Annotated in this window: 24 protein-coding genes and 3 tRNA genes; 24 read left to right on the forward strand and 3 right to left on the reverse strand. The window is 45.4% G+C overall.

All coding sequences use genetic code 11. From position 1 onward, the window contains the following. Positions 1 to 7: 7 nt before the first annotated feature. The gene (locus KFE96_RS11025) at positions 8 to 346 is read right to left on the reverse strand and encodes a P-II family nitrogen regulator (RefSeq protein WP_255832647.1); all 339 of its coding nucleotides are present in this window, start codon (positions 344 to 346) and stop codon (positions 8 to 10) included. A gap of 236 nt (positions 347 to 582) precedes the next feature. Between KFE96_RS11025 and KFE96_RS11030 the strand changes: the two genes are divergently transcribed. Together KFE96_RS11030 and KFE96_RS11035 are read left to right on the forward strand one after the other, a co-directional pair. Next, complete coding sequence (locus KFE96_RS11030) at positions 583 to 1,161, forward strand: glutathione S-transferase family protein (protein ID WP_255832648.1); 579 nt, start codon at positions 583 to 585, stop codon at positions 1,159 to 1,161. Between the two features lie 22 nt (positions 1,162 to 1,183). Then, a complete protein-coding gene (locus KFE96_RS11035; RefSeq protein ID WP_255832649.1) occupies positions 1,184 to 1,552 on the forward strand; it encodes a VOC family protein in 369 nt (122 codons plus the stop codon). A gap of 79 nt (positions 1,553 to 1,631) precedes the next feature. Here KFE96_RS11035 and KFE96_RS11040 read toward each other — a convergent pair. Further along, positions 1,632 to 1,721, reverse strand: a tRNA-Ser gene (locus KFE96_RS11040). 242 nt (positions 1,722 to 1,963) lie between these two features. Between KFE96_RS11040 and gyrA the strand changes: the two genes are divergently transcribed. From gyrA to KFE96_RS11125, 17 genes are all read left to right on the forward strand, one after another. Continuing rightward, positions 1,964 to 4,705, forward strand: coding sequence for a DNA gyrase subunit A (gyrA, locus tag KFE96_RS11045; protein ID WP_255832650.1), 2,742 nt, complete (start codon positions 1,964 to 1,966; stop codon positions 4,703 to 4,705). 146 nt (positions 4,706 to 4,851) lie between these two features. After that, positions 4,852 to 5,361 (forward strand): pantetheine-phosphate adenylyltransferase, encoded by a 510-nt coding sequence (coaD, locus tag KFE96_RS11050; protein WP_247019081.1) that lies wholly within the window; start codon positions 4,852 to 4,854, stop codon positions 5,359 to 5,361. Positions 5,362 to 5,423: 62 nt separating this feature from the next. Continuing rightward, complete coding sequence (locus KFE96_RS11055) at positions 5,424 to 5,924, forward strand: peptidylprolyl isomerase (protein ID WP_255832651.1); 501 nt, start codon at positions 5,424 to 5,426, stop codon at positions 5,922 to 5,924. Between the two features lie 87 nt (positions 5,925 to 6,011). Next, positions 6,012 to 7,058, forward strand: coding sequence for a tRNA preQ1(34) S-adenosylmethionine ribosyltransferase-isomerase QueA (gene queA, locus KFE96_RS11060; RefSeq protein ID WP_255832652.1), 1,047 nt, complete (start codon positions 6,012 to 6,014; stop codon positions 7,056 to 7,058). Continuing rightward, a complete protein-coding gene (gene tgt, locus KFE96_RS11065; RefSeq protein ID WP_255832653.1) occupies positions 7,048 to 8,190 on the forward strand; it encodes a tRNA guanosine(34) transglycosylase Tgt in 1,143 nt (380 codons plus the stop codon). The genes queA and tgt overlap by 11 nt, the downstream gene beginning before the upstream one ends. 75 nt (positions 8,191 to 8,265) lie before the next feature. Continuing rightward, on the forward strand, positions 8,266 to 8,796 hold the full coding sequence (locus KFE96_RS11070) for a Rid family hydrolase (RefSeq protein ID WP_255832654.1): 531 nt from the start codon (positions 8,266 to 8,268) through the stop codon (positions 8,794 to 8,796). A gap of 240 nt (positions 8,797 to 9,036) precedes the next feature. Then, a tRNA-Lys gene (locus KFE96_RS11075) sits at positions 9,037 to 9,112 on the forward strand. A gap of 153 nt (positions 9,113 to 9,265) precedes the next feature. Continuing rightward, a tRNA-Lys gene (locus tag KFE96_RS11080) sits at positions 9,266 to 9,341 on the forward strand. Between the two features lie 173 nt (positions 9,342 to 9,514). After that, positions 9,515 to 10,588, forward strand: coding sequence for a lytic transglycosylase domain-containing protein (locus tag KFE96_RS11085; protein WP_255832655.1), 1,074 nt, complete (start codon positions 9,515 to 9,517; stop codon positions 10,586 to 10,588). Further along, positions 10,585 to 11,400 carry a septal ring lytic transglycosylase RlpA family protein gene (locus KFE96_RS11090; protein WP_255832656.1) on the forward strand — a complete coding sequence of 272 codons (816 nt, stop codon included), beginning with the start codon at positions 10,585 to 10,587 and terminating at the stop codon, positions 11,398 to 11,400. Before KFE96_RS11085 ends, KFE96_RS11090 begins: the two co-directional genes overlap by 4 nt. A 24-nt stretch (positions 11,401 to 11,424) precedes the next feature. Continuing rightward, positions 11,425 to 12,606: a D-alanyl-D-alanine carboxypeptidase family protein gene (locus tag KFE96_RS11095; protein WP_255832657.1), complete on the forward strand. Its 1,182-nt coding sequence runs from the start codon at positions 11,425 to 11,427 to the stop codon at positions 12,604 to 12,606. Position 12,607: 1 nt separating this feature from the next. Further along, positions 12,608 to 13,261 carry a dTMP kinase gene (gene tmk / locus KFE96_RS11100; protein WP_255832658.1) on the forward strand — a complete coding sequence of 218 codons (654 nt, stop codon included), beginning with the start codon at positions 12,608 to 12,610 and terminating at the stop codon, positions 13,259 to 13,261. Then, the gene (locus KFE96_RS11105) at positions 13,261 to 14,367 is read left to right on the forward strand and encodes a DNA polymerase III subunit delta' (protein WP_255832659.1); all 1,107 of its coding nucleotides are present in this window, start codon (positions 13,261 to 13,263) and stop codon (positions 14,365 to 14,367) included. The genes tmk and KFE96_RS11105 overlap by 1 nt, the downstream gene beginning before the upstream one ends. Position 14,368: 1 nt before the next feature. Further along, positions 14,369 to 15,943 (forward strand): methionine--tRNA ligase, encoded by a 1,575-nt coding sequence (metG, locus tag KFE96_RS11110; protein ID WP_255835597.1) that lies wholly within the window; start codon positions 14,369 to 14,371, stop codon positions 15,941 to 15,943. Then, a complete protein-coding gene (locus tag KFE96_RS11115) occupies positions 15,943 to 16,752 on the forward strand; it encodes a TatD family hydrolase (RefSeq protein ID WP_255832660.1) in 810 nt (269 codons plus the stop codon). The genes metG and KFE96_RS11115 overlap by 1 nt, the downstream gene beginning before the upstream one ends. Further along, positions 16,749 to 17,501, forward strand: a complete 753-nt coding sequence (locus KFE96_RS11120; RefSeq protein ID WP_255832661.1) for an MBL fold metallo-hydrolase — start codon at positions 16,749 to 16,751, stop codon at positions 17,499 to 17,501. Before KFE96_RS11115 ends, KFE96_RS11120 begins: the two co-directional genes overlap by 4 nt. 62 nt (positions 17,502 to 17,563) lie before the next feature. Continuing rightward, complete coding sequence (locus KFE96_RS11125; protein WP_255832662.1) at positions 17,564 to 18,301, forward strand: TIGR02281 family clan AA aspartic protease; 738 nt, start codon at positions 17,564 to 17,566, stop codon at positions 18,299 to 18,301. Between the two features lie 2 nt (positions 18,302 to 18,303). On the opposite strand, the gene KFE96_RS11130 is transcribed toward KFE96_RS11125, so the two are convergent. Continuing rightward, positions 18,304 to 18,726 (reverse strand): hypothetical protein, encoded by a 423-nt coding sequence (locus KFE96_RS11130; protein WP_255832663.1) that lies wholly within the window; start codon positions 18,724 to 18,726, stop codon positions 18,304 to 18,306. A 379-nt stretch (positions 18,727 to 19,105) separates the two neighbouring features. On the opposite strand from KFE96_RS11130, the gene KFE96_RS11135 reads away from it, so the two are divergent. From KFE96_RS11135 to KFE96_RS11155, 5 genes are all read left to right on the forward strand, one after another. Next, a complete protein-coding gene (locus KFE96_RS11135) occupies positions 19,106 to 19,624 on the forward strand; it encodes a nuclear transport factor 2 family protein (RefSeq protein WP_255832664.1) in 519 nt (172 codons plus the stop codon). A 165-nt stretch (positions 19,625 to 19,789) separates the two neighbouring features. Further along, complete coding sequence (gene cobU / locus KFE96_RS11140; protein ID WP_255832665.1) at positions 19,790 to 20,350, forward strand: bifunctional adenosylcobinamide kinase/adenosylcobinamide-phosphate guanylyltransferase; 561 nt, start codon at positions 19,790 to 19,792, stop codon at positions 20,348 to 20,350. Next, positions 20,337 to 21,359, forward strand: a complete 1,023-nt coding sequence (gene cobT / locus KFE96_RS11145) for a nicotinate-nucleotide--dimethylbenzimidazole phosphoribosyltransferase (RefSeq protein ID WP_255832666.1) — start codon at positions 20,337 to 20,339, stop codon at positions 21,357 to 21,359. Before cobU ends, cobT begins: the two co-directional genes overlap by 14 nt. Continuing rightward, complete coding sequence (gene cobS / locus KFE96_RS11150; RefSeq protein ID WP_255832667.1) at positions 21,352 to 22,146, forward strand: adenosylcobinamide-GDP ribazoletransferase; 795 nt, start codon at positions 21,352 to 21,354, stop codon at positions 22,144 to 22,146. Before cobT ends, cobS begins: the two co-directional genes overlap by 8 nt. Continuing rightward, positions 22,143 to 22,775 (forward strand): histidine phosphatase family protein, encoded by a 633-nt coding sequence (locus KFE96_RS11155; protein ID WP_255832668.1) that lies wholly within the window; start codon positions 22,143 to 22,145, stop codon positions 22,773 to 22,775. The genes cobS and KFE96_RS11155 overlap by 4 nt, the downstream gene beginning before the upstream one ends. Positions 22,776 to 22,779 lie beyond the last annotated feature (4 nt).

The following is a 22,779-nucleotide window of genomic DNA, read 5'->3' on the forward strand; positions in this document are numbered from 1 at the left end:
ATACTCCCTAAAGCGCTTCAATGCCGGTTTCGCCGGTCCGGATACGCACAACTTGATTGATATCTAAAACGAAGATCTTTCCATCACCTATCTGGCCGGTCTTGGCTGCTTCCTGCAGAATCTCAAGAACCTGATCTCCAGCATCATCGTCTACGGCTACCTCAATCTTTATTTTGGGAAGAAAATGCACTTCATATTCGGCCCCTCTATAGATTTCCCGCTGGCCGCGCTGACGCCCATACCCCTGGACTTCAGAAACCGTCATGCCGTTAATACCAACTTCGGCGAGCGCATCTCTGACAGGTTCCAGCTTATGAGGTTTAATGATCGCGATGATATACTTCATAATTACTCCAATGATTGTTTGGAGCTTATTAAGCACCAACTGTGCCAGTTGACATTAATTAATGTTTATCAATGGCTTAACTAAATAACCAACATTGCCTCTCATGAGCTGATGTCCATTTATTATGCAGTGTCTGTTTTTTAATCATAAAGATAAGCTAATGACGACCTGTTAAATTGATCGCTCACTCCAGTTCGCAGACGTCGGTAACATAGGTGCAACATCAAGGAGGCTGTATGAAAATATATGGTGATAAAATTTCAGGGAATTGTCTGAAGGTTAAATATGTAGCCGACTATCTTAAACAGGCTTATGAGTGGGTGGATGTTAGTGTTGTGGAGGGTGAAGCTAAATCAGAAGCTTTTCTGAATATAAACCCAGCAGGTCAAGTGCCTGCAATTCAGTTAAATAATGCTAGCACTCTGGCTCAATCTAACGCCATTATGCTTTTTCTAGCTAAAGATAGCGAGTTAATCCCAGCCGATAGTTTCTTGGAAGCTAAAATGAATGAATGGCTGTTCTGGGAGCAATATTCTCATGAGACAGCTATCGCAGTATCTCGCTTTCAAGTGGTCTACAAGGCCGTACCATTCTCAGAGGTTGATCCAGAGCTTATCAAAAAAAGCTATGCTGCGCTTGATGTTATGGAAAAGCACCTTCAAGAAAGCGACTGGTTTCTTGGCGATCACTTTAGTTTGGCGGACATTGCTCTATATGCATACACTCAGTTCGCAGAAGAAGTTGGTTTTGACATGTCAGAATATACGGCTACGGTTCTGTGGTTGAAAAATGTACGTATAAAATTGAACCTCTAAACAGAATCGATGAGTTTGCATTATGATCAACCCTGTTGGCTATTTTGAGATACCGGTCCTTGATATGGAGCGAGCGGTGAGTTTTTACTCAACTGTTTTTGATTACCATTTCACGCCAGCAGTAGTTGATGGCCATGAAATGGCTCTTTTCCCGCATCTTGAAGGCAAAGAAGGCATAACCGGTGCACTGGCGAAAGGCGATGCTTATATCCCGAGCAAGAATGGCAGCCTGATCTATTTTAATACGGACAACATTAAAGATAGCCTGAAAAGAGTTGTTCAAGCAGGCGGAGCCGTTCTGTACGGCCGAAAATCAATTGGCGAACTAGGCTTTGTAGCAGAATTTGAAGATAGTGAAGGTAACCGCATCGCACTGCATCAAGCAGCTTGAATGATTCAAAAAAACTTCTCAAAAGATAAAGGCCCCGATGAATGATCATCAGGGCCTTTATATCTTAGCGCCACAACAGTGGCGGGCAGGGTGGGATTCGAACCCACGAAGGGCTTGCACCCTTGCCGGTTTTCAAGACCGGTGCATTCAACCGCTCTGCCACCTGCCCGCGGCATCACTGTTCGTGAACGTGGGGCGGGTTTTAATAGGTAAAATTCGATCCGTCTAGTCTAAAAATTAAGAAATTTACATTTATGTGAAATTGCCCCTCCAAGCGCCTTGCATGCACCCCTTGGAATTGCTAGAAAGTTTGTCTGTTCTTACAAGATATTGCGTATGCATTTTTTATGTAAGCAAGGTTTAGTTTTATAAGTGCAGCAGCTTAGCTGCTGATAATCAGGGGGCTAAAGGGTGAGCGATAACACTCCAATTACACCAGAAGAAGAGGGCATTGCGCCAATCACTATCGAAGAGGAAATGAAAGCCTCTTATCTTGATTATGCTATGAGCGTGATTGTTTCCCGTGCTCTTCCTGATGTGCGAGATGGTTTGAAACCAGTTCACAGACGCATCCTCTATTCAATGCATGAAAATGGCTATGAACATAACAAGCCATTCCGGAAATCGGCTCGTATTGTCGGGGATGTAATGGGTAAGTATCACCCACACGGTGATAGCGCTATCTATGATGCCCTTGTTCGTATGGCGCAGGACTTCTCGATGCGTGCGCCGCTCGTGGACGGCCAAGGTAACTTTGGTTCGATGGACGGTGATGGTGCCGCGGCGATGCGTTATACAGAAGCCCGTATGGATAAAGTATCCAGCATGCTTTTGGCTGACATTGAGAAAGACACTGTTAATTTCCAGGCTAACTATGATGAGAGCGAATCTGAACCAACAGTTCTTCCTGCACGCTTTCCAAATCTATTGGTAAATGGTGGTACAGGTATCGCGGTTGGTATGGCGACGAATATTCCATCTCACAGCCTCCGGGAAGTGATTGATGGTGTGCTTGCGCTTATTGACAACCCGGAACTGAATAACATGGACCTGATGGATTATGTGCCAGGCCCAGATTTTCCGACAGGTGGTATCATCCTTGGTGCTGGCGGTATCAAACAGGCTTATGAAACAGGCAAGGGTTCGATTACAATTCGTAGCCGCACCCACGTTGAAGAGATTCGCAAAGACCGTTACGCAATTATTATTACTGAGATCCCGTTTCAGGTGAACAAAGCTTCCATGATCGAGAAGATCGCGGAATGTGTTCAGACTAAACGAATTGAAGGTATCTCTGATATCCGTGACGAATCTGATCGTACAGGCGTTCGTGTTGTTGTGGAATTGAAGCGCGACAGTGTTCCCGAAGTAATTCTGAATCAGTTGTTCCGCTTTACGCAGGTACAAACAAGTTTCGGCATCAACATGCTGGCACTGAATGGCGGCAAGCCACAGCAGCTTACACTCCGCGACGTGCTACGTGCTTTTATCGAATTCCGTGAAGAAGTTATCACACGCCGTACTAAGTTTGATCTTAATAAAGCACGTGACCGTGCGCATATTATGGTTGGGCTGGTAATTGCGGTAGCAAACATTGATGAAGTAGTAGCTATCATCCGTGGTGCATCATCACCGGCAGCGGCTCGAGAGGCACTAGCATCACGTAAATGGGACCCAGCAGAAATTCTGCCATACCTCGAACTTATCGGTGAAACTGGCAAGTTGAACGATGACGGTACCTTCCAGCTTTCTGAAATTCAGGTTAAAGCGATCCTTGATCTTCGCTTGCACCGCCTAACAGCACTTGGCCGTGATGAGATTGGCGATGAACTTGAAGCTCTCGCTGAAAAAATTCGTGAATTCCTAGAAATTTTGGGCTCCCGTATACGTTTGTATGAAGTTCTTCGTGGTGAACTGGAGGCTGTTCGCGAGGAATTTGGTAATGACCGCCGTACGGAAATCGATCTTAGCGCAGCAGGCTCTTTCGAAGACGAAGATCTCATCGCGCGTGAAGATATGGTAGTTACGGTAACTCACACAGGTTACATAAAACGAGTACCGCTCTCGACTTATCGCGCACAGCGCAGAGGCGGAAAAGGTCGCTCTGGTATGCAGACTAAGGATGAGGATTTCCTCTCTACCGTATTTGTCGCCGATACGCATACGCCAGTACTCTTTTTCTCAAATACTGGCCAAGTATATAAAATGAAGGTTTGGAAGCTCCCACTTGGCTCACCAACTTCAAAAGGTAAGGCTGTTATTAACCTTCTACCACTGAAACAAGGGGAGACTATTGCGACGATTCTGCCGCTTCCAGAGAATGAGGAAACATGGAGCGATCTCCATGTAATGTTCGCTACAGCACGCGGTAATGTTCGCCGTAACCGTTTGTCAGATTTCTCTAATGTTATGTCGAACGGTAAGATCGCTATTCGTTTCTCTGATGAAGAAGATAAACTGATCGGCGTAGATGTTTGTACGGAAGAGGACGATGTAATCCTTGCTGCTCGTGGTGGTCGTGCAATCCGCTTTAAGGCCACAGATGTTCGCTTGTTCGCGGGCCGTACATCGACCGGTGTTCGCGGTATGAAGTTTGCTGCAGGTGATGAAGTAGTTTCTATGTGTGTGGTTAAGGGGACAGATGCCTCGACCGAAGAGCGTGATGCTTATTTGAAAGCTGCAGCATGGAAAAATGAGCCTGGTGAGCAAACTCTATCAGATGAACGGATGGAAGAATTAGCTTCTATTGAACAGTTTGTATTAACTGTTACCAATAAAGGCTTTGGTAAACGTACAAGCAGCCATGAATACCGTGTAACAGGTCGTGGTGGTCAAGGTATTTGGAACGTGCCGTCAGATGAGCGTTTGCGTGAACAAATTGGCGGTGTGATTACAGCTGTACCTATTACAACGGACGAACAAGTACTTATGGTAACAGACCAAGGTAAGCTTATTCGTACACCAGTTCATGACGTTCGTATTGCATCAAGAAATACAAAAGGGGTTACTCTCTTCAAAGTATCTGATGATGAAGAAATTGTATCTGTAGCCAAGCTTCAGGAAACTGACGACGAGGAAGAAGATACAATTGAAGGCAGCGAAACTGCAACAGTTGAAGCAGTAACCGACGCTGAAGAAACATCTGAAGAATAACCCTCAAGCAGTCAATTTAGATAAGCCCCTTGAAACTAGATTTCGGGGGCTTATTTCATGCGCAAACTTCTTTATTTTCTTGTGTTTTGCAGCATATTCGTCAATCTTGCTGCATAGCAGCATTATTCTTATGACGAGGAGTCATTATGACCGAAAAGCGTGTTGGTATTTACCCGGGAACCTTCGATCCTATTACAAATGGTCATATCGATATCTTTAAACGTGGCCTGAGGCTTGTTGATAAACTTGTTATCGGTGTTGCTACCAATCCAAGTAAAAACCCAATGTTTACCCTTGATGAGCGCGTCGCTATGGTTGACCGTGAATGCCGTCATTATGCAGAAAGCATTGGTGTAGAATTTGAAGTTGTACCGTTTGATGAACTTCTGATGAAGTTTGCTGAAAGAGTTGGTGCTTCCATTATTATCAGGGGCTTACGAGCCGTTGCTGATTTTGAATATGAATTTCAGATGACGGGTATGAATTATCAAATTAATCCTGAGATTGAGACCGTATTTCTCATGGCTGATCCTCGTTATCAAACAATTGCTTCACGTCTGGTTAAGGAAGTTGCGAAGTATGATGGTAATATCTCTTCCTTTGTTCCCAAAAAAGTGGGATATGAGGTGGTAGAAAAAGTTAACTTAGCCAAATAACAATAGTGGTATTAAGTGGTATGAAAAAACTACTGATAATATTTGCAGCAATGGTGGGACTAATGACAGATAATGCTGAAGCTTTACAGCAAGATAAGGAAAATATTCTATATCTTGATCTTGATGTAGCTGAAAATGCAAGGGTGACAATTGCGATGCGCCCGGATAAAGCTCCAAATCACGTAGCACGCGTTAAGGAACTCGTACGCGAGGGCTTTTATGACGGAACTATTTTTCACCGTGTGATTCCAGGTTTTATGGCACAAGGCGGAGATCCTAAAGGTACTGGCACAGGTGGTTCTGGCACTAACATTGATGCAGAGTTTAACAGCCTTCCACATTTACGCGGCACAGTATCTATGGCGCGTGCACAAACAGTGAACAGCGCAGATAGCCAATTCTTTATCTGTCTGGACCGAACTCCATTCCTTGACAACGAGTATACTGTTTGGGGCCGTGTAATTGGTGGTATGGAGTATGTAGATATGATCCAGAAGGGTGAACCACCAGTAAATCCAAGTAAAATTGTACGTATGCAGGTAGCTGCTGACGTAAAAGAATAATCACTAAATCCAATATTTATGGGAAGAGGGCGCTTTATTGCGCCCTTTTTCTTGTTTTCAGCCCGCTGTTTCGCTAAAAGGCCCGCCATGAATGTAGAGCTTTTTAATTTTGATCTTCCTAAAGAGAATATCGCGCTGCGCCCAGCGGTGCCGCGAGATTCTGCACGTATGCTTGTTGTAAATGAAACAACAAGTGATTCTAATGTTGCGGCCCTAGCAAATTTTCTCACCGACAAAGATATATTAGTCTTCAATGATACCAAAGTAATTCCAGGTCGTCTTTTTGGTAAACGTGGGGAAGCCAAAATTGAAGTAACCCTTCATAAACGCGAAAGTAACACTGTTTGGAGAGTATTTGCTCGACCAGCAAAAAAATGCCGGCTGGGTGATGAGTTGGATTTCACGGGCCTCAAAGCAAAAGTTACTGAAATTGGTGAAAGCGGTGAACGCACGATTGAGTTTGCTGTTGAAGATGCTGCTATATGGGATGCGCTTGAAGCACATGGTACTATGCCGCTACCACCTTATATTGCTTCCCAGCGTGATATTGATGATCAGGATTTAAGCGACTACCAAACCGTTTTCGCGGAAGAAGAGGGGGCCGTTGCAGCCCCTACAGCTGGTCTACATTTTACACCTGAGCTTTTAGCGTCTCTCGAAAAGAAGGGTGTTAAAACAGCTGGTGTTACGCTTCATGTAGGAGCTGGCACCTTTTTGCCAGTGAAAGTAGATGATACCGATGACCATAAAATGCATAGTGAAATAGGTGTTGTTACAGAGGAAACAGCCACTAAATTGAATGAAATAAGGGCAAATGGCGGCCGTATCGTTTCTGTTGGTACTACTTCACTTCGCCTTCTTGAAAGCGCAGCTGATGATAAAGGGATTATTCATCCTTTTAACGGCTCTACCGACATCTTCATCACTCCTGGTTACCGTTTCAAAGCTATTGATGTGTTGATGACAAATTTCCACCTTCCAAAATCAACGCTCTTTATGCTTGTCTCAGCCTTTGCAGGTTTCGAGCGCATGAAGAAGGCTTACGCAACAGCAATTGAAAGTGGATACAGATTTTACTCATACGGGGACAGCAGCCTCCTGTTCCCGAAAAAGGACGAATGGCATGAAGCCTAGATTTAAATATACAGTTCATGCAACAGATGGTGCTGCTCGCTTAGGTACCATTGAAATGAGACGCGGGGAAATCAGAACACCCGCGTTCATGCCTGTTGGAACAGCAGGAACAGTCAAAGCCATGCTTCCCGAAAGTGTACGCTCTACAGGGGCTGATATCCTTCTGGGTAATACGTATCACCTTATGCTGCGTCCAACAGCAGAACGGGTACACAAGCTAGGCGGCCTCCATAAGTTTATGAACTGGGATCGACCAATTCTTACAGATTCCGGAGGATTTCAGGTAATGTCACTTACTGAACTCCGCAAGATGAGCGAAGAAGGGGTAGAGTTCCGCAGCCATCTTGATGGCAGCAAAATTATGCTTACGCCAGAGCGATCTATGGAAATTCAGCGTTTGCTGGGCTCTGATATTGTAATGTCATTTGATGAATGTACACCATTCCCTGCCACAGAAGATGTTGCTAAAGAATCAATGGAACTTTCCATGCGCTGGGCCAAGCGTTCACGCGAAGGGTTCGATAGCGGTGAAGAGCATGCAGCACGTTCGGCTCTCTTCGGTATCGTGCAGGGTAGTGTGTACGAAGATCTTCGTTACGAATCTATCGACAAGCTCGCCGATATTGGCTTTGATGGCTATGCTGTGGGCGGCCTTGCAGTAGGTGAAGGTCAGGAAATGATGTTCAAGGTGCTTGATTTCACCATGCCACGCATGATGAAAGATACACCTCGTTACCTTATGGGCGTTGGAAAGCCCGATGATATTGTTGGCGCCGTTGAACGCGGTATTGATATGTTTGACTGTGTTATGCCTACTCGTTCCGGGCGTACAGGCCAGGGCTTTACATGGCGCGGGGCTATCAACCTGAAAAATGCGCGTCACAAGGATGATGATCGTCCGATTGAAGAAGCATGCTCTTGCCCAGCTTGTACGCAGTACAGTAGGGCATATGTCCATCACCTTATAAAATCTGGTGAGATATTGGGGTCTATGCTTCTTACATGGCATAACCTTCAATTCTATCAAGATCTAATGGCTAATCTCCGAGATGCCATTGGGGAAGGCCGATTAACGCAGTATGCGAATAGTTTCCGGGAAACTTACCGTATGGGCGATATTGATCCTCTATAGTTAAGCCAACAAAGATTTATTTGTGAATCACAGGTATTCGTTCTTATAGTTCTCCTTTAACAATGGAGGGGAACTATGAAATTATTTGCGGCTATTGCTTTCACATTATCACTTTCTAATACCCCTGTTTTCTGCCAAGACACAGCATCCTTAAATGTCGTAGGTAAAAATAAGACAGCTATTATCGCAAACGAACGACAGAAAAAAGGTGGATATGATGGGGTGTTCAACTATTCACCAGCAGTAAGGGCTGGGGATTATATATATGCTTCCGGAGTAGTTGCTGGTGCTTTTGGTTCAGAAGAACCTTTTGGAAAAGAAGCATTTAAAGCATCAGTTCGCCGCGCTTTGAAAGGGCTGGAGCAAACCTTGAAGGCTGGCGGTGCAGACCTGAATGATGTAATTAAAATCAATACTTTCCATGTTTTTGATAGCCCGCACACCACGCTCAGTAAACATGAACAGGTTCTAGCTGTTGCTGAAGTGAAAAGTGAATTTATTGGTGAACCACATCCTGCCTGGACAGCGGTTGGCACTACTGCTCTATATCCCGATAAAGGATTAGTGGAAATAGAAGTTGTGGTTTACAGCCCGCAGAAGAAATAGAATAAAAATGGTAAATCACTGATTTGCCCAGTTTTGTGTGCTGCGGTGATTTATTTAGAGAAATATTAGCTCTTTCTTCATAATTTAACGCTTAAAAAAGAAGCAAGAGGGGCAGTATTCCTAGGGCTTCAAAAAAAAGTAACAAAAGCTGATACTTTTGCTTGACCAATCATAAACTTGCCCCTATGTTCCGCCGCGTTCCCGAGGCAGCACCAGATGCTTCGAACTGAACATATATTTGGGCCCGTAGCTCAGCTGGTAGAGCAACTGACTTTTAATCAGTAGGTCACAGGTTCGAACCCTGTCGGGCTCACCAAATATAAAGGCTGATACCTTGAGTATCAGCCTTATTTGTCTCAGTTTTCAGGAATGTAGGTAATTGTTGTTTTTATGACTTTTACTTGACCATGGTTGGACAGCTTATTATGTTCCGCCGCATTCGAAGGTAACTTTGAATACAAACATATTTGGGCCCGTAGCTCAGCTGGTAGAGCAACTGACTTTTAATCAGTAGGTCACAGGTTCGAACCCTGTCGGGCTCACCAAATATAAAGGCTGATACCTTGCGTATCAGCCTTATTTTTTTTGAGCTAAAGCTCTATAATTGTTAAATCCCCCACAAATAGTTTATTGCCTTGAAAAAGACGGGTTTCTGTCCTTGTCTAAAGCACGCTTGCTGCGTAATGTTAGGCAATTACTATTTCGGGGAGTTGTTGGTTTGTCGTCTTTTCTTAAAGCTGTATCAATAAGTGCAATAATTGCTGTTTCTACTGCTGTGCTACCTATAGCAGCTGCGGCACAAGATTCTGATAATGTAACAGAGATTCATCTACGCGATGATCCAGCTTTTATTGAATGGCTAGAAGGCGTTAGAACGGAAGGCCTTGAACGAGGCATTAAAGTCGAAACCTTGGATATGGTTCTACCTACCATTGCCCCAGTTAAAAAGATTATAAAACGAGACAGAAACCAGCCAGAAGTAAAGCAAACTTATGCTCGCTATTTAAAAAGTCGTGTAAGCGATTGGCGGAAAGGTAAAGGCAAGGCCATGATGGCTGAACACGAGGCTGCATTAAAGGCTGCAGCTGAACGGTTTGGAGTGCAGCCACGTTTCATTGCCGCGATATGGGGTATCGAAACGAACTATGGTACAGTACCGCTATCCTACAGCGTTTTTGATGCGGTTGCGACACTCGCTTATGATAAGCGCAGAGCAAAACGCTTTCGTAGAGAGTTATTTGCCGCCTTGGAGATAATTGACCAAGGCCATACTACACCTGAGAACATGAAAGGTTCCTGGGCCGGAGCTATGGGCCAGCCACAATTCATGCCAGAAAATTACCTTAAATATGCTGTTGATATGGATGGTGATAACAAGCGAGACATCTGGAACAGTAAAGCGGATGTCTTTGGTTCTATTGCTAACTATCTCAAGTCTTATGGCTGGGCAGATGATCAAACTTGGGGGCGTAAAGTAAAGCTACCCAAGGGCGGCGAAAGGTCATTGCAAGGTAAACAAGCCGACGGTATTTCGCCAGATCGTTGGTGTAAAGCCTATAAAAGCATGGGAGTTTGGCATGATCTTCAAGACTGGCAAGCTTTAGGTGTACGCCGGCTGGACGGCACAGATTTACCAAGCCGCTCATTGCCTGCTGCGCTTATTGTAGGCGATGAAGGAGATGATGAAGGTTATCTGGTGTACCGGAATTTCTGCTCTGTAATGCGCTATAATCCAAGCTTTAAATATGCGCTGGCGGTTGGGTTGCTATCGGATATTATTGATCAGAAATGATGCTAACCAAGAAACATATTATTGCTGGCGCTCTTGTAGCCGCCCTTGGGGCCTGTAGTTCAAATTGGAGCAGCCCAACACCTACATCAGGTGGTGGTGGCGCTCCTTCTGGGCGTTATCCTAACGATAACGAGCTACCAAAAGGTGACCAAGGTGTAAAACGTAAAGTTGGTACCCCCTATAAAGTTGCAGGTAAGTGGTATCACCCAAAAGAAGACCCATACTATGATGAAGTAGGGTATGCTTCATGGTACGGGAAAGATTTCCACGGCAAAAAAACCGCTAATGGTGAATATTTTAATATGAATGCGTTGACGGCAGCGCATAAAACGCTTCCGTTACCTACGTTCGTTAAAGTTACCAATCTATCTAATGGCCGTTCCATTATACTGCGCGTTAACGACAGAGGACCTTTTGTAGGCACTCGTATCATTGATATATCACGTCGAGGGGCGCAGCTGCTTGGTTTCCAAAAGCAAGGCGTTACCAAGGTTCGGGTTCAAGCGGTTGATGAAAATGGCAATCCACCAAGAGGTGCACCTCAACCAACACAAACAACGACGTTAGGGGACGAAAGCCACTATATTCAGGTTGGATCTTTCTCTAGCCGTCAAAATGCCAAAAAACAGGTGCAAAAGTTAAAAAGAGCAGGGCATAAAGCCCGAGCGGAACAGGCTGATGCCAGTGGGCGCACTTTGTGGCGCGTGAGGCTAGGGCCGTTTATTAAACGAATAACCGCTGAAGAGAGACTTGACCGCATAGTAGCGGATGGGTTTTATGAAGCGCGAATTTTCACAGAAACTGTAAAGTAACGATCGGTAGATCAAGGGAATAGAATGATTAAGCAGTTTTGGGCAAGGCTCCTACTAATTTCACTAACAGTTATGGGCTTGGCAAGTATTGCTAACGCACAACAAATGGCAACGCCGGCTCGTCATGCAGTTTTGCTTGATGCTTCGACAGGTAGCATTCTCTTTGAGAAAGATGCCGACACGAGCTTCCCTCCGGCATCAATGAGTAAGCTGATGACAGTTTATCTTGCTTTTGAAGCCATTAAAGAAGGTGAGATGCGCCTTGATGATGAGGTGACAGTTTCAGATGAAGCATGGCGCAACTGGAATAACCGCGGTTCGACTATGTTCCTGAAAGCCCGTGATGTTGTAACTGTTGCCGATCTCCTTCGTGGTATCATTGTACTTTCTGGTAACGATGCTTGTGCAGTACTCGCTGAACATATGGCAGGCTCAGAAGAGATATTCGTGGAATGGCTTAATGCTAAGGCTATTGAACTTGGTATGAACGGAAGCCAATTCAAGAACGTAAACGGTTGGCCTGCCGAAGGTCATGTAATGACGGCTCGTGATCTTGCTAATCTATCCCTGCATTTGGTGAACGATTTCCCAAATCTTTACCCAATGTTTGCTGAACGTGAGTATCTCTATAAAGACTTCCGCTCTAACCGCTATAACCGCAACCCGCTTTTAGGCCGTTTTGCTGGCGCCGATGGCCTTAAAACAGGGCATACAGAAGAAAGTGGATATGGTCTTGCAGGATCAGCTGAACGTGAAGGACGCCGCCTTGTAGTGGTTGTTGGCGGCCTTGATAGCTCAGCGGCTCGTAGTCGTGAAAGCCAGCGTCTCTTGCAGTATGGTTTCCGTAACTTTAGCCACTATCCATTATTCCGTGCTGGCGAAACTGTTGATTATGCTGAAGTATGGCTCGGCGGGGAAGCAACTGTACCGCTTCTGATCTCAGATGATCTCGCGATTACAATGTCCCGCCGCCAGCGTGCTCAAATGAAGGTATCAATCGAATATACAAACCCGATTGCTGCACCAATTCAAAAGGGCGCGAAAGTAGGTACATTAAAAGTTGAAATGCCTGGGCGTGCGACAGTAACCCGCGATCTTGTCGCTGGAGAAACCATTGATGAAGTTGGTGGTTTAGGTAAAATTGGCGCAGCCTTCGAATATATGCTGTTTGGTTCTGCTGGCGCGAAGAAGCCGGAGCCTAACTAATATGCCAGCACAAAATAATGTACCCTTCATCACCTTTGAAGGTGGTGAAGGTGGTGGCAAGTCAACACAGATTAAGCTCCTTGAGGAATGGCTTAAGGAAAAGAGCCTTAACATTCTTAGAACCCGTGAACCGGGTGGCTGCACCGGCGCAGAGCTTATCCGAGAACTTGTTCTGACCGGAGATGTAGACCGCTGGGAACCAGTAACGGAAGCGCTCCTTTATGCAGCAGCACGAGCCGAGCATGTTGCTCGCACCATTCGTCCAGCGCTCGCCGACAACAAGTGGGTACTATGTGACCGCTTTGAAGATTCGAGCATTGCATATCAGGGCGCCGGGCGAGGGGTTGGTGTTAAAAATGTTGAACAAATGCAAAGACTTGCGTTTGGAAACTTAAAGCCCACATTAACATTTCTTCTAGATCTTCCTGTTGAAATTGGCCTTAAACGTGCCATTGGCCGGGAAGGTACTAAAACAGCAAATGTAGAAGACCGCTTTGAGCGAATGGATGTAAGTATTCATGAAACACTTCGCGCAACATTCCTCAAGCTGGCAGATGCCGAACCGGACCGCTTTATTATTCTTGATGCCACAAAAAGCATTGATGAACTGCAAGAACAAATTCGTGCAACTGTTGTAGAGAGATTTTTCCTTTAATGGCTGATACCGAAGAAAGTTTGGAATTAAACCCTAGGCATTCGGAGTTGTTGCTCGGCCATGAAGCCGCAGAACGCATGTTTCTTGAGGCCTTCAATAGTGACCGACTTCACCATGCCTGGCTTATTTCAGGCCCAAAGGGAGTGGGTAAAGCCACACTAGCATGGAAGATCGCAAAATTCCTGCTAACCCAAACGGATAAGGATGATGGGCCTGGTTTGTTTGGTGACGATCTACCGAGCGAGGCTTCTTCGCTAAATATCAGTCCTGATCACCCTGATCTTCACCGCATCGTATCTGGTGGGCACGGCGGGCTTGTTATCGCCGAACGAACAGAGAATGAGAAAACGGGTAAACTTCGGAACGATATTGTTATTAATGATATTCGCAAACTGATCAGCTTCTATAGCCAGACGAGTGCCGAGGGCGGTTGGCGTGTTGCAATTGTAGATGCTGCAGACGAGATGAATGTGAATGCCGCCAATGCGCTTCTTAAAATCCTCGAAGAACCACCTGAGAAATCCATTATTCTGCTGCTAGCTCATGCGCCGGGCAAGTTGTTACCGACTATCAAAAGCCGTTGCCGTGCTTTATCGCTTTCTACACTACCAGAAGATAGCGTGAAAGCCGTGCTTGCGGGTAAATTTCCTGAGTTATCTATTGATGATCTAACAGCCCTCACACGTTTGTCTGAAGGCGCGCCGGGTAGGGCAATTGAATTGGCTAATAACGATGGTGTAGGCCTATACAGGAAAGTATCCACCCATTTGAGCCGTTTTCCGCGTTTTAATATCCCCGAAATACATATCCTTGCAGGCGAACTGGCCGCGGTTAAAGCGGATGATAAATATCATTTGTTCGTAAATATTTACCTCGGCTGGATTGAACGCATGATCCGTCAGAGCGCCAGTAACATGCCCCTTCCAGAAATATTAGACGGTGAAAATGATCAAATGAGGCGTATTTCTGCATCAGCTGGGGTTGATCGCTGGCTGGACCTGTGGGAAAAGATGGGTCAAATGGTGGCACGCGCTGATGCGGTAAACCTTGACCGTAAGCAGGTGATCGTAAATTTATTTACATCCCTCAGCGCAGTCGCCCGATAGTATCTTTAAAAGTTTGAGAGAAACAATGACTGATAAGTCGTCTTTTTACATTACGACGCCAATCTATTATGTGAACGATGTTCCACATATTGGCCATGCTTATACGACCCTTGCATGTGATGTTCTGGCCCGCTTCAAGCGGCTGGACGGTTATGATGTCATGTTTCTTACAGGCACAGATGAGCACGGACAAAAGGTTGAGAAATCAGCTGAGAAAGCTGGTGTAGCACCGCTTGAATTTTGTGACCGTGTTTCAGCGCGCTTCCAGGATCTGGCGAAGGCAATGAATTTCTCTAACGACCAATTCATTCGCACAACCGAGGAACGTCATAAGAAATCAGTACAGCACCTTTGGGAACGCCTAGTTGAAAAAGGGTTCATTTACGAAGATAAATATGCCGGCTGGTACAGCGTGCGTGATGAAGCCTTTTATGCTGAATCTGAACTGATTGACGGCGAGGGCGGAGAGAAGCTTGCCCCAACGGGCGCGCCGGTTGAATGGGTTGAAGAACCAAGCTATTTCTTCAAACTTTCTGCCTTCGAGGACAAGTTGCTTGAACTTTATGATGGTCAGGACGATTTCGTAATGCCGAAATCCCGCCTCAATGAAGTTCGCAGCTTTGTAAAAGGCGGTCTGGAAGATTTATCTATTTCCCGTACAACATTTAACTGGGGCGTACCTGTACCAAATGCCGATGGCCACATTATGTATGTGTGGATTGATGCTCTTACCAATTATCTAACAGCAGTTGGATATCCTGATGTTGATGGTATTGATTACCAAAAATTTTGGCCAGCAAATGTCCATATGGTAGGTAAAGATATTCTGCGTTTCCACGCGGTTTATTGGCCTGCTTTCCTTATGGCAGCTGATTTGCCGTTGCCAAACCGCGTATTTGCGCACGGCTGGTGGACAAACGAAGGCCAGAAGATCTCTAAATCTCTCGGCAATGTCATTGATCCATTCGAACTTATTGAAACCTTCGGCCTTGATGAAACTCGTTTCTTCCTGATGCGGGAAGTACCATTTGGTAATGACGGTGATTTCTCTCGTCAGTCTTTCGTTCACCGGGCGAATGCTGATCTTGCGAATGGCCTTGGCAACCTGAGCCAACGCACACTTTCAATGATCCATAAGAACTGTGAAGCGAAACTACCAGCACCAGGTGAACTTGCTGCGGAAGATACAGAACTTCTTTCGGGTATAGAAGCTGTACTGGAAACTGTACGCGGCCATATGGATAAACAAGCCTTCCATCTGGCTCTTGAAGCTATCTTTGCACAAGCAGCTGCCGCTGATCGCTATATCACCACGCAGGAACCTTGGAAGCTCCGTAAAACAGATACAGCACGCATGGAAACCGTGCTTTATGTCCTCGCGGAAGCTATTCGTATGCTCGGTATTCTTATTCAACCGATTATGCCCGAAGCAGCAGACAAACTTTTAAGCCAGATCAGCGTTACAAACCGTGGGTTTGACCAGTTGAATGAGGCAGGGCGCCTTCAACCGGGCATTGATATACCGAAGCCAAAAGGCGTGTTCCCTCGCCTTGAATTGCCAGAGGCCGCTGAATAATGAGCAAATACGGGTATATTGTTGATAGCCACTGCCACCTGAACTACGAAGGCATTATTGAACAGCAAGATGATGTTGTTCAGCGTGCTCGTGCCGCTGGCGTAGGCTGTATGCTCAGCATAAACACTAAGTTGAGACAATACCCAGAAATCATTGAGATCATTGAGAAATATGATGATATATTTGGCACCGTGGGCATTCATCCTCACGAGGCGGAAAACGAACCTGATGTAGCCGTTCAAGCACTTCTAGAACGCGCTGTGCACCCAAAAATCGTGGGTATTGGTGAAACTGGGCTGGATTATTATTATGATAATGCACCACGGGATATGCAGGCCGTGAATTTCCGCAGCCATATCACAGCATCACGTGAGCTTGGTTTACCTGTTATCGTACACACACGCGATGCAGATGATGATTGCATCAATATCCTTACCGAAGAAATGAAAAAGGGCTTTTTCCCGGGCGTTATTCACTGCTTTACAGCAAGCCAGCGCCTCGCAGATGCCTGCCTAGAGATGGGGCTTTATATCTCTATTTCCGGGATTGTAACCTTCAGAAGTGCAAAAGAGCTGCAATCCAGCGCGAAAACCATTCCACTAAACCGCTTGCTCATTGAAACTGACTCGCCGTTTCTAGCGCCAGTACCGCACAGAGGTAAAAAGTGTGAACCTGCGTTTGTTGCAAATACGGCGGAATTCCTTGCAGATTTGCGCGGAGAGAGCCTTGAGGATCTCAGCGAAGCAACCACACAGAATTTCTTCGATCTTTTCTCTAAGATCACACCACCTGTAAAGGCCGCGGCATGAAGCTTACGGTCCTAGGCTGCGGCACTTCTGGCGGCGTGCCTAAGATCCCGGAATATTGGGGCGCGTGTGACCCTAAAAATCCAAAAAACCGTCGGCGTAGGGCAAGTGTGCTGGTGGAAGAGGGGGATACAACCCTCGTTATTGATACCACACCGGATTTTCGCGAACAGATGCTAATGGCACGCACAGAAAATCTGGATGCCGTTTTTTATACCCACGATCATGCTGACCATGTGCACGGCATTGATGACCTTCGTGGTTTCTTCCATGCAAGCCGGGAGAAAATCCCGGTTTATGCCGATGAAGAAACCTTGCAGGTTATTAAACATCGGTTTGACTATATCTTTCGTTCTCAGGCTGGGTATCCGGCAATGTGTAAAGGCCATGTTTTAAGCGGCCCAAAAACTATTGGTGCGATTAAAATGACACCATTTGAACAGGGCCACGGTAACGGCATTAGTCTCGGTTACAGGTTTGGGGATATGGCTTATTCAACAGATTTGAACCGCTTACCAGAAACAGCCATTCAAGCATTACAAGGCGTGAAGGTTTGGGTGGTAGATGCACTTCGCTATGATCCGCATCCAACACATTCTCATTTGGAACAAACTCTCAAGTGGATTGAACTGATTAAACCCGAACGCGCCATTCTCACCCATATGACATGGGATATGGATTATGAAACGCTTAAGCGCGAATTACCTGACGGCGTTGAACCTGCTTATGACGGTATGGAAATCACTCTCTAAACCATTGAACATTTGAGCAAACCTTACTGATGCGGTACACTGTATCCTTGGAGGAAAGCACGATGGGTCATGATCCGTGGCAAGTACCTGACCACAAAGATAAAAATCACAATCGTTACAGAACGGTGGAGCAACCAAAGGTTCTCCGCCTTGTGTTGTTTCTCCTTGGTCTCGCGATGCTTGTTTTTGGCCTGTCCCTTGTTTTTCCAAGTACCACAATGAATGATCCTTATTTGGTGCGCAGCTTGGTTATTCTGGGTATTTTCGGCGGTGTGGCGGCTTTTTGGAGCCGAACGTCTATTATAAAGCTCATCAAATATGCGGGCATTTGGCTTTTGTTCATTGTCGGCACGTCGCTTTTTTACCTGTACCAATCTGATGTAGGAACGAGGTTTATGGCGGCGCTTGATCCTTCAGGCGTTACCAGTTCTGACCACGGGCTTCTGGTGCACAGGGCAAAAGATGGCCATTTCTGGCTGCGAGCCCAAATTAATGATGTGCCAGTGAAATTTATGGTGGATACAGGCGCCAGTAATGTGGTGCTAAGCCCGGAAGATGCAGCTCTTGTTGGCATTAATATGGATGATCTGGTGTTTACGGGCAGGGCGGAAACAGCGAACGGCTCCGTTCAGTTTGCTAAAACCCGCGTAAACAGCATAGAGATTGGCACAGAAGCATTTTACGACGTTACCGTTACGGTAAACGGCGCAGACATGCGAGGTTCACTCCTTGGTCTCAATATCCTTAACCGTTTCTCAAGCGTTGAAATGCGTGGTGATACGTTAATTCTAAGGCCATAGCCTCAGAAAAAACGTGCAAACAGTATACCTATTGTTAGTGTGAAGGTAGCAATTCCAAAGCATGCGGTACTTAGATAATTTAAAAATGGTAAATAACTGAGCCAATTAGTTTTTTCATCTGCTTTTTGTATCATAAACTGTTGAGATAAAAACAAACAAACTCCAGCTGAAATTGCTCCAAATATATAAAGGTAAACAGCGGCTACGCCATAATTGAACCAGACAGGTAATTTTTCCTTACCCAATATAAGAACTACCACCGATGCAAGGGCGATAAGATTAGATAAGAAATATATAGAAGTGTAATTTTGAAAACTTTTAGCATCCAATTCAGTGCGTTTAGCTTTCGAATTCCCTTTAATTTTATCAACTATGGAATAAGTTCCGTAAGGAAGAATCCATAAAAAGTCTTTTGCCAGGACCATGCTTTACCCCAAGAATAAATTAATTCGCTCATTATGTTGCTATGATAAACTTTACAACGCAATTATAAAGTTTATTTCAATAGTAAAGGTGATATATGTGAGCACTAGGTGGTTTTATAACTCATTTGAAATTACATCGCATAATTTCCCATAATATAAATTATGCGATGTTTCAGTATGTATAAACCTATACCTCTTTTCTTTGGTTAGCGCATTCTTCCCCTCTATTTATGCAAGCCTCGCTCCTTAAAAAATTTTTAAAACAACCGTTACCGCCTGAAAGACCCTCCTATTTCAAATGAATGAATTATATTAATTGTAAAAAACTGCCAAATATAAGATAGGTAATAACATTAACTATAAAAACAGTGAGGAAAATATGAACTTTCATAGTCCAAGGAAAAAGAACCTGCTCCATAAATGGCAATCAAAAGCCGCTGCTACGGCTTTAGCGATGGCGCTTAATGTGGTTCCAGCTATCGGTACAGATACAGATGCTGAAATTATTGCTCAGGAAGCTCTGGAGCAGAAAAACCTGGAAAAAGCCGTCTATTGCATGAAGGTACTTGAAGTGGATTTAGACGTTGACCGTTTTGGCAGAGAGTGCGTTGCCGATGTTCATATTGAACATGCTCCTCATGTACCTGATGGAAAAGAAGGTCTGCTACAGTATTTTGCACGTGCGTTGGAAAGAATGCCACAAATGCACGGTGATATTAAACGGGCTGGTGCAGATGGTGATCTGGTTTGGATGCATATACACTTTAAACCAACTCCCTCTTCCACAGGAAATGCTGGCATGCATATATTCCGTATGGAAGATGGGAAATTCGCAGAACATTGGGGTGTTAGCCGCCCAGTGGTGAAATCTGAGCTTCATGATAACTCGCCGTTTTAGAAGTTTTTTTGTCCCAAATAACAGCTAAATTTAAGGGTTTCGCGCTTCTCCTGTATTTCTCATCACACTGCCAAACAGCTACGCGTGATAGTCTTGCTTGCGGAGCCCTCTACGCTGATGTAAGCCTTTAAATAAGAAAGAAACTTTTAGCATAGGTGAAAGCTCGTGCATTCACAGTCAGCGTTGATATTGGGCGGTGCACGTTCAGGCAAAAGCAGCTTTGGGGAAAAGCTGGCGCTGGCAACTGAGCTCACACCCATTTACATCGCTACTGCTGAAGCGCACGACAATGAAATGCAAGAACGCATTGCACATCACCAACAGCTGCGAGAGGCATTCGGCTGGAAAACCATTGAAGAGCCAACCAATATTGTTGATGTTATTAACGCCGAAGCCCATGAAAATACTGTCATATTTATTGATTGCCTTACCTTATGGCTTAGCAATATCACATTCGCTGAGCAAGATATCGACGCTGAAATTACCGCCCTCATAACTTCTATAAAAAAGGCCCCTTGTCCAGTCATAAGCATCAGTAACGAGGTAGGTATGGGGATTGTGCCCGCGAATAAGCTTGCTCGTGATTTCCGTGATGAAGCAGGAAGACTTAATCAACGCTTGGCCGCCGCCCTGCCCAACTGCTTTTTCATTATCGCTGGCTTACCTATGCCTTTGAAAAAAGATGGTCGTACCATGTTAGAAAGTTTACCTAGTGACCAACCTTAAAATCACCAATCACAGCAGTTTCTCTGCGCTCTTGGAAGCGTTACCTGCGCCTCAGAAAAACTTCATAGATGAAGCTACCCAGCGTCAATCCATGCTTACTAAGCCGCCTGGTTCCCTTGGCAGGTTGGAAGAAATTGCTATTTTCCTTGCTGGTTGGCAGGGTAAGTTAAAGCCAACTACCGATAACGTACATTGCCTGGTATTCGCGGGTAATCACGGGGTCACTCGCAAGGGAGTATCTGCATTCCCTTCAGAAGTTACAGAGCAGATGGTTGCGAACTTTGCAGCTGGTGGAGCTGCTATTAATCAGCTATGCGCAGCCGCAGGTGCAACCCTCGATGTGATAGCTCTTGATCTAAATCAGCCAGTGGCAGACTTCACTTCAGGACCCGCGATGAACGATGAAGAATGCTGTGCAGCTATTCAAGCAGGTATTGATGCCGTTCCAGACGATGCTGACATAATCCTTCTCGGGGAAATGGGTATAGGAAACACCACATCAGCAGCCGCAGTTGCCCAGGCGACGTTTGGCTGTTTTCCCTCTGATTGGGTTGGTCGCGGCACTGGTGTTGATGACAAAGGTTTTAAGGCCAAACTTAAAGCCGTAGAAGATGCTCACCTGCTCCATCTTTCAAGCCAAATATCTTCTTTTGATATATTAAGGACAGTAGGCGGTCGGGAATTAGCCGCAATCGCCGGAGCCACATTGGCGGCCAGGCATAAGCGTATCCCCGTAATACTGGATGGTCTCATCTCTACCGCAGCTGCATCGGCTCTTGTAAAATCAAACCCCGATGCTCTTGATCACTGTTTGCTTTCTCACCTTTCTGTGGAGCCTGGCCATAAACTGATAGCAGAGAAAGTGCATAAAAAGCCACTTCTGGATCTTGGCATGAGACTGGGGGAAGCCAGTGGTGCTGCCGTGGCTCTAATGATCATTAAATCAGCCCTTGCTGCTCATAACGGTATGGCGACGTTTGAAGAAGCTGGAGTAACCAGTGGTGACTGACGAGAGCAATAAAAAAGGCTTAGTTCGAAAATGGCGCGAAGATATCGCCGCAGCCTTTATGTTGCTCACGCGCATTCCCATAAATTGGACGAAAATTTCGGATGCACCTCCTAACTTAGGCCGTGCTATGTGGGCTTACCCAGTTGTGGGCTTTTTCATAGGTGGTCTGATGAGTTTGGCTTTTCTCGCAAGCACTCACATTGGGATTTCCAAAGAGCTCGCAATCCTGATAGCTATATCTACCGCAGTTTTCACCACAGGCTCCTTTCATGAAGATGGCCTCGCTGATGTGGCTGATGGATTTGGTGGCGGATACGGTAAGGATAAAAAACTCGAAATCATGCGCGACAGCAGGATTGGTACATATGGTGGTCTTGCTTTAATTATTGCCTTCTCTTTCAAATTCTTCAGCCTTCAATCCATGACAGAGATGGATATTGTGCGTGCAATGATAATTGTCGCAGTTATATCTCGTTCGGTGATACTTATTCCGCCACTGATACTCTCCCCTGCCCGTAGCAACAGCCTGGCTACCGAGGCTGGTAAACCCTCTTTTCCGACGGTAACAACGGCCTTTATCCTCTCACTTGGCAGCAGCTTTTTCATTGCTAGCATGGCCGCAACAATATTTCTTACGGTAAGTGCACTATTAACGACGCTTGTTTTCTGCCGACTGGCTTACAAACAAGTAGGTGGCTATAGCGGAGATATTCTGGGCGCAACACAGCAGCTTTCCGAGATCGCTATGCTCATAACTCTCGCAACTTTATGGCAGGCACCTTCATGACCAGTGATATACAACTAACAGAATGGTATCTGATCCGCCACGCGCCGGTTAAAAACAGCCGTAAGGGCATTTATAAAGATGCAAACGCAGAAGCTGTATTACCTGCGAAGGAAACAATCTCAGCACTAGCTGCTGAACTCCCTAAGAACGCTGAATGGTACGTAAGCCCCATGGAACGCACCCAAAGTACAGCTAATGCACTGATTAAAGAAGGAAGTCTAAGCCCTAAAATAATAAATACTTCTTCAGAAATTACCGAACAGGATTTTGGTAAATGGCAAGGGTTCAGCTTTGAAGAAATATGGGAGGAAATGAAAGATCTGGAACCGCATAACTGGTCCCTGTTAGCAGCTGAAACAGCACCTCCTGAGGGTGAGAGTTTTTCCGCTGTTAGCAACAGAGTGTCAGGCTTTATTAAAAACCTTATCAAAGAAGGAAATTCAATTCCCAAGGTCTTGGTAACTCATGCAGGTGTGATCCGCGCCTTTACAGGCATAGCTCTCGGCTTGGACGCTAATCAAGCGCTGGCAATAAATGCAGAGCCCTTCTCTCTCACCCGCTTGCTGCATCAAACCGGGCAAGGAAAAGGCGGCCAGTGGCAACTTCAGTGCCTAAACCGCCTCTATTAACAGC

The organism is Kordiimonas sp. SCSIO 12603 (assembly GCF_024398035.1).
GTDB lineage: Bacteria > Pseudomonadota > Alphaproteobacteria > Sphingomonadales > Kordiimonadaceae > Kordiimonas.

Excerpts from the sequence above, each read along its gene's own strand:
- KFE96_RS11025 (WP_255832647.1), bottom strand. The coding sequence starts at position 346 with ATGAAGTATATCATCGCGATCATTAAACCTCATAAGCTGGAACCTGTC.
- KFE96_RS11030 (WP_255832648.1), top strand. The coding sequence starts at position 583 with ATGAAAATATATGGTGATAAAATTTCAGGGAATTGTCTGAAGGTTAAA.
- KFE96_RS11035 (WP_255832649.1), top strand. The coding sequence starts at position 1,184 with ATGATCAACCCTGTTGGCTATTTTGAGATACCGGTCCTTGATATGGAG.
- coaD (WP_247019081.1), top strand. The coding sequence starts at position 4,852 with ATGACCGAAAAGCGTGTTGGTATTTACCCGGGAACCTTCGATCCTATT.
- KFE96_RS11055 (WP_255832651.1), top strand. The coding sequence starts at position 5,424 with ATGACAGATAATGCTGAAGCTTTACAGCAAGATAAGGAAAATATTCTA.
- queA (WP_255832652.1), top strand. The coding sequence starts at position 6,012 with ATGAATGTAGAGCTTTTTAATTTTGATCTTCCTAAAGAGAATATCGCG.
- tgt (WP_255832653.1), top strand. The coding sequence starts at position 7,048 with ATGAAGCCTAGATTTAAATATACAGTTCATGCAACAGATGGTGCTGCT.
- KFE96_RS11070 (WP_255832654.1), top strand. The coding sequence starts at position 8,266 with ATGAAATTATTTGCGGCTATTGCTTTCACATTATCACTTTCTAATACC.
- KFE96_RS11090 (WP_255832656.1), top strand. The coding sequence starts at position 10,585 with ATGATGCTAACCAAGAAACATATTATTGCTGGCGCTCTTGTAGCCGCC.
- KFE96_RS11095 (WP_255832657.1), top strand. The coding sequence starts at position 11,425 with ATGATTAAGCAGTTTTGGGCAAGGCTCCTACTAATTTCACTAACAGTT.
- tmk (WP_255832658.1), top strand. The coding sequence starts at position 12,608 with ATGCCAGCACAAAATAATGTACCCTTCATCACCTTTGAAGGTGGTGAA.
- KFE96_RS11105 (WP_255832659.1), top strand. The coding sequence starts at position 13,261 with ATGGCTGATACCGAAGAAAGTTTGGAATTAAACCCTAGGCATTCGGAG.
- KFE96_RS11115 (WP_255832660.1), top strand. The coding sequence starts at position 15,943 with ATGAGCAAATACGGGTATATTGTTGATAGCCACTGCCACCTGAACTAC.
- KFE96_RS11120 (WP_255832661.1), top strand. The coding sequence starts at position 16,749 with ATGAAGCTTACGGTCCTAGGCTGCGGCACTTCTGGCGGCGTGCCTAAG.
- KFE96_RS11125 (WP_255832662.1), top strand. The coding sequence starts at position 17,564 with ATGGGTCATGATCCGTGGCAAGTACCTGACCACAAAGATAAAAATCAC.
- KFE96_RS11130 (WP_255832663.1), bottom strand. The coding sequence starts at position 18,726 with ATGGTCCTGGCAAAAGACTTTTTATGGATTCTTCCTTACGGAACTTAT.
- KFE96_RS11135 (WP_255832664.1), top strand. The coding sequence starts at position 19,106 with ATGAACTTTCATAGTCCAAGGAAAAAGAACCTGCTCCATAAATGGCAA.
- KFE96_RS11155 (WP_255832668.1), top strand. The coding sequence starts at position 22,143 with ATGACCAGTGATATACAACTAACAGAATGGTATCTGATCCGCCACGCG.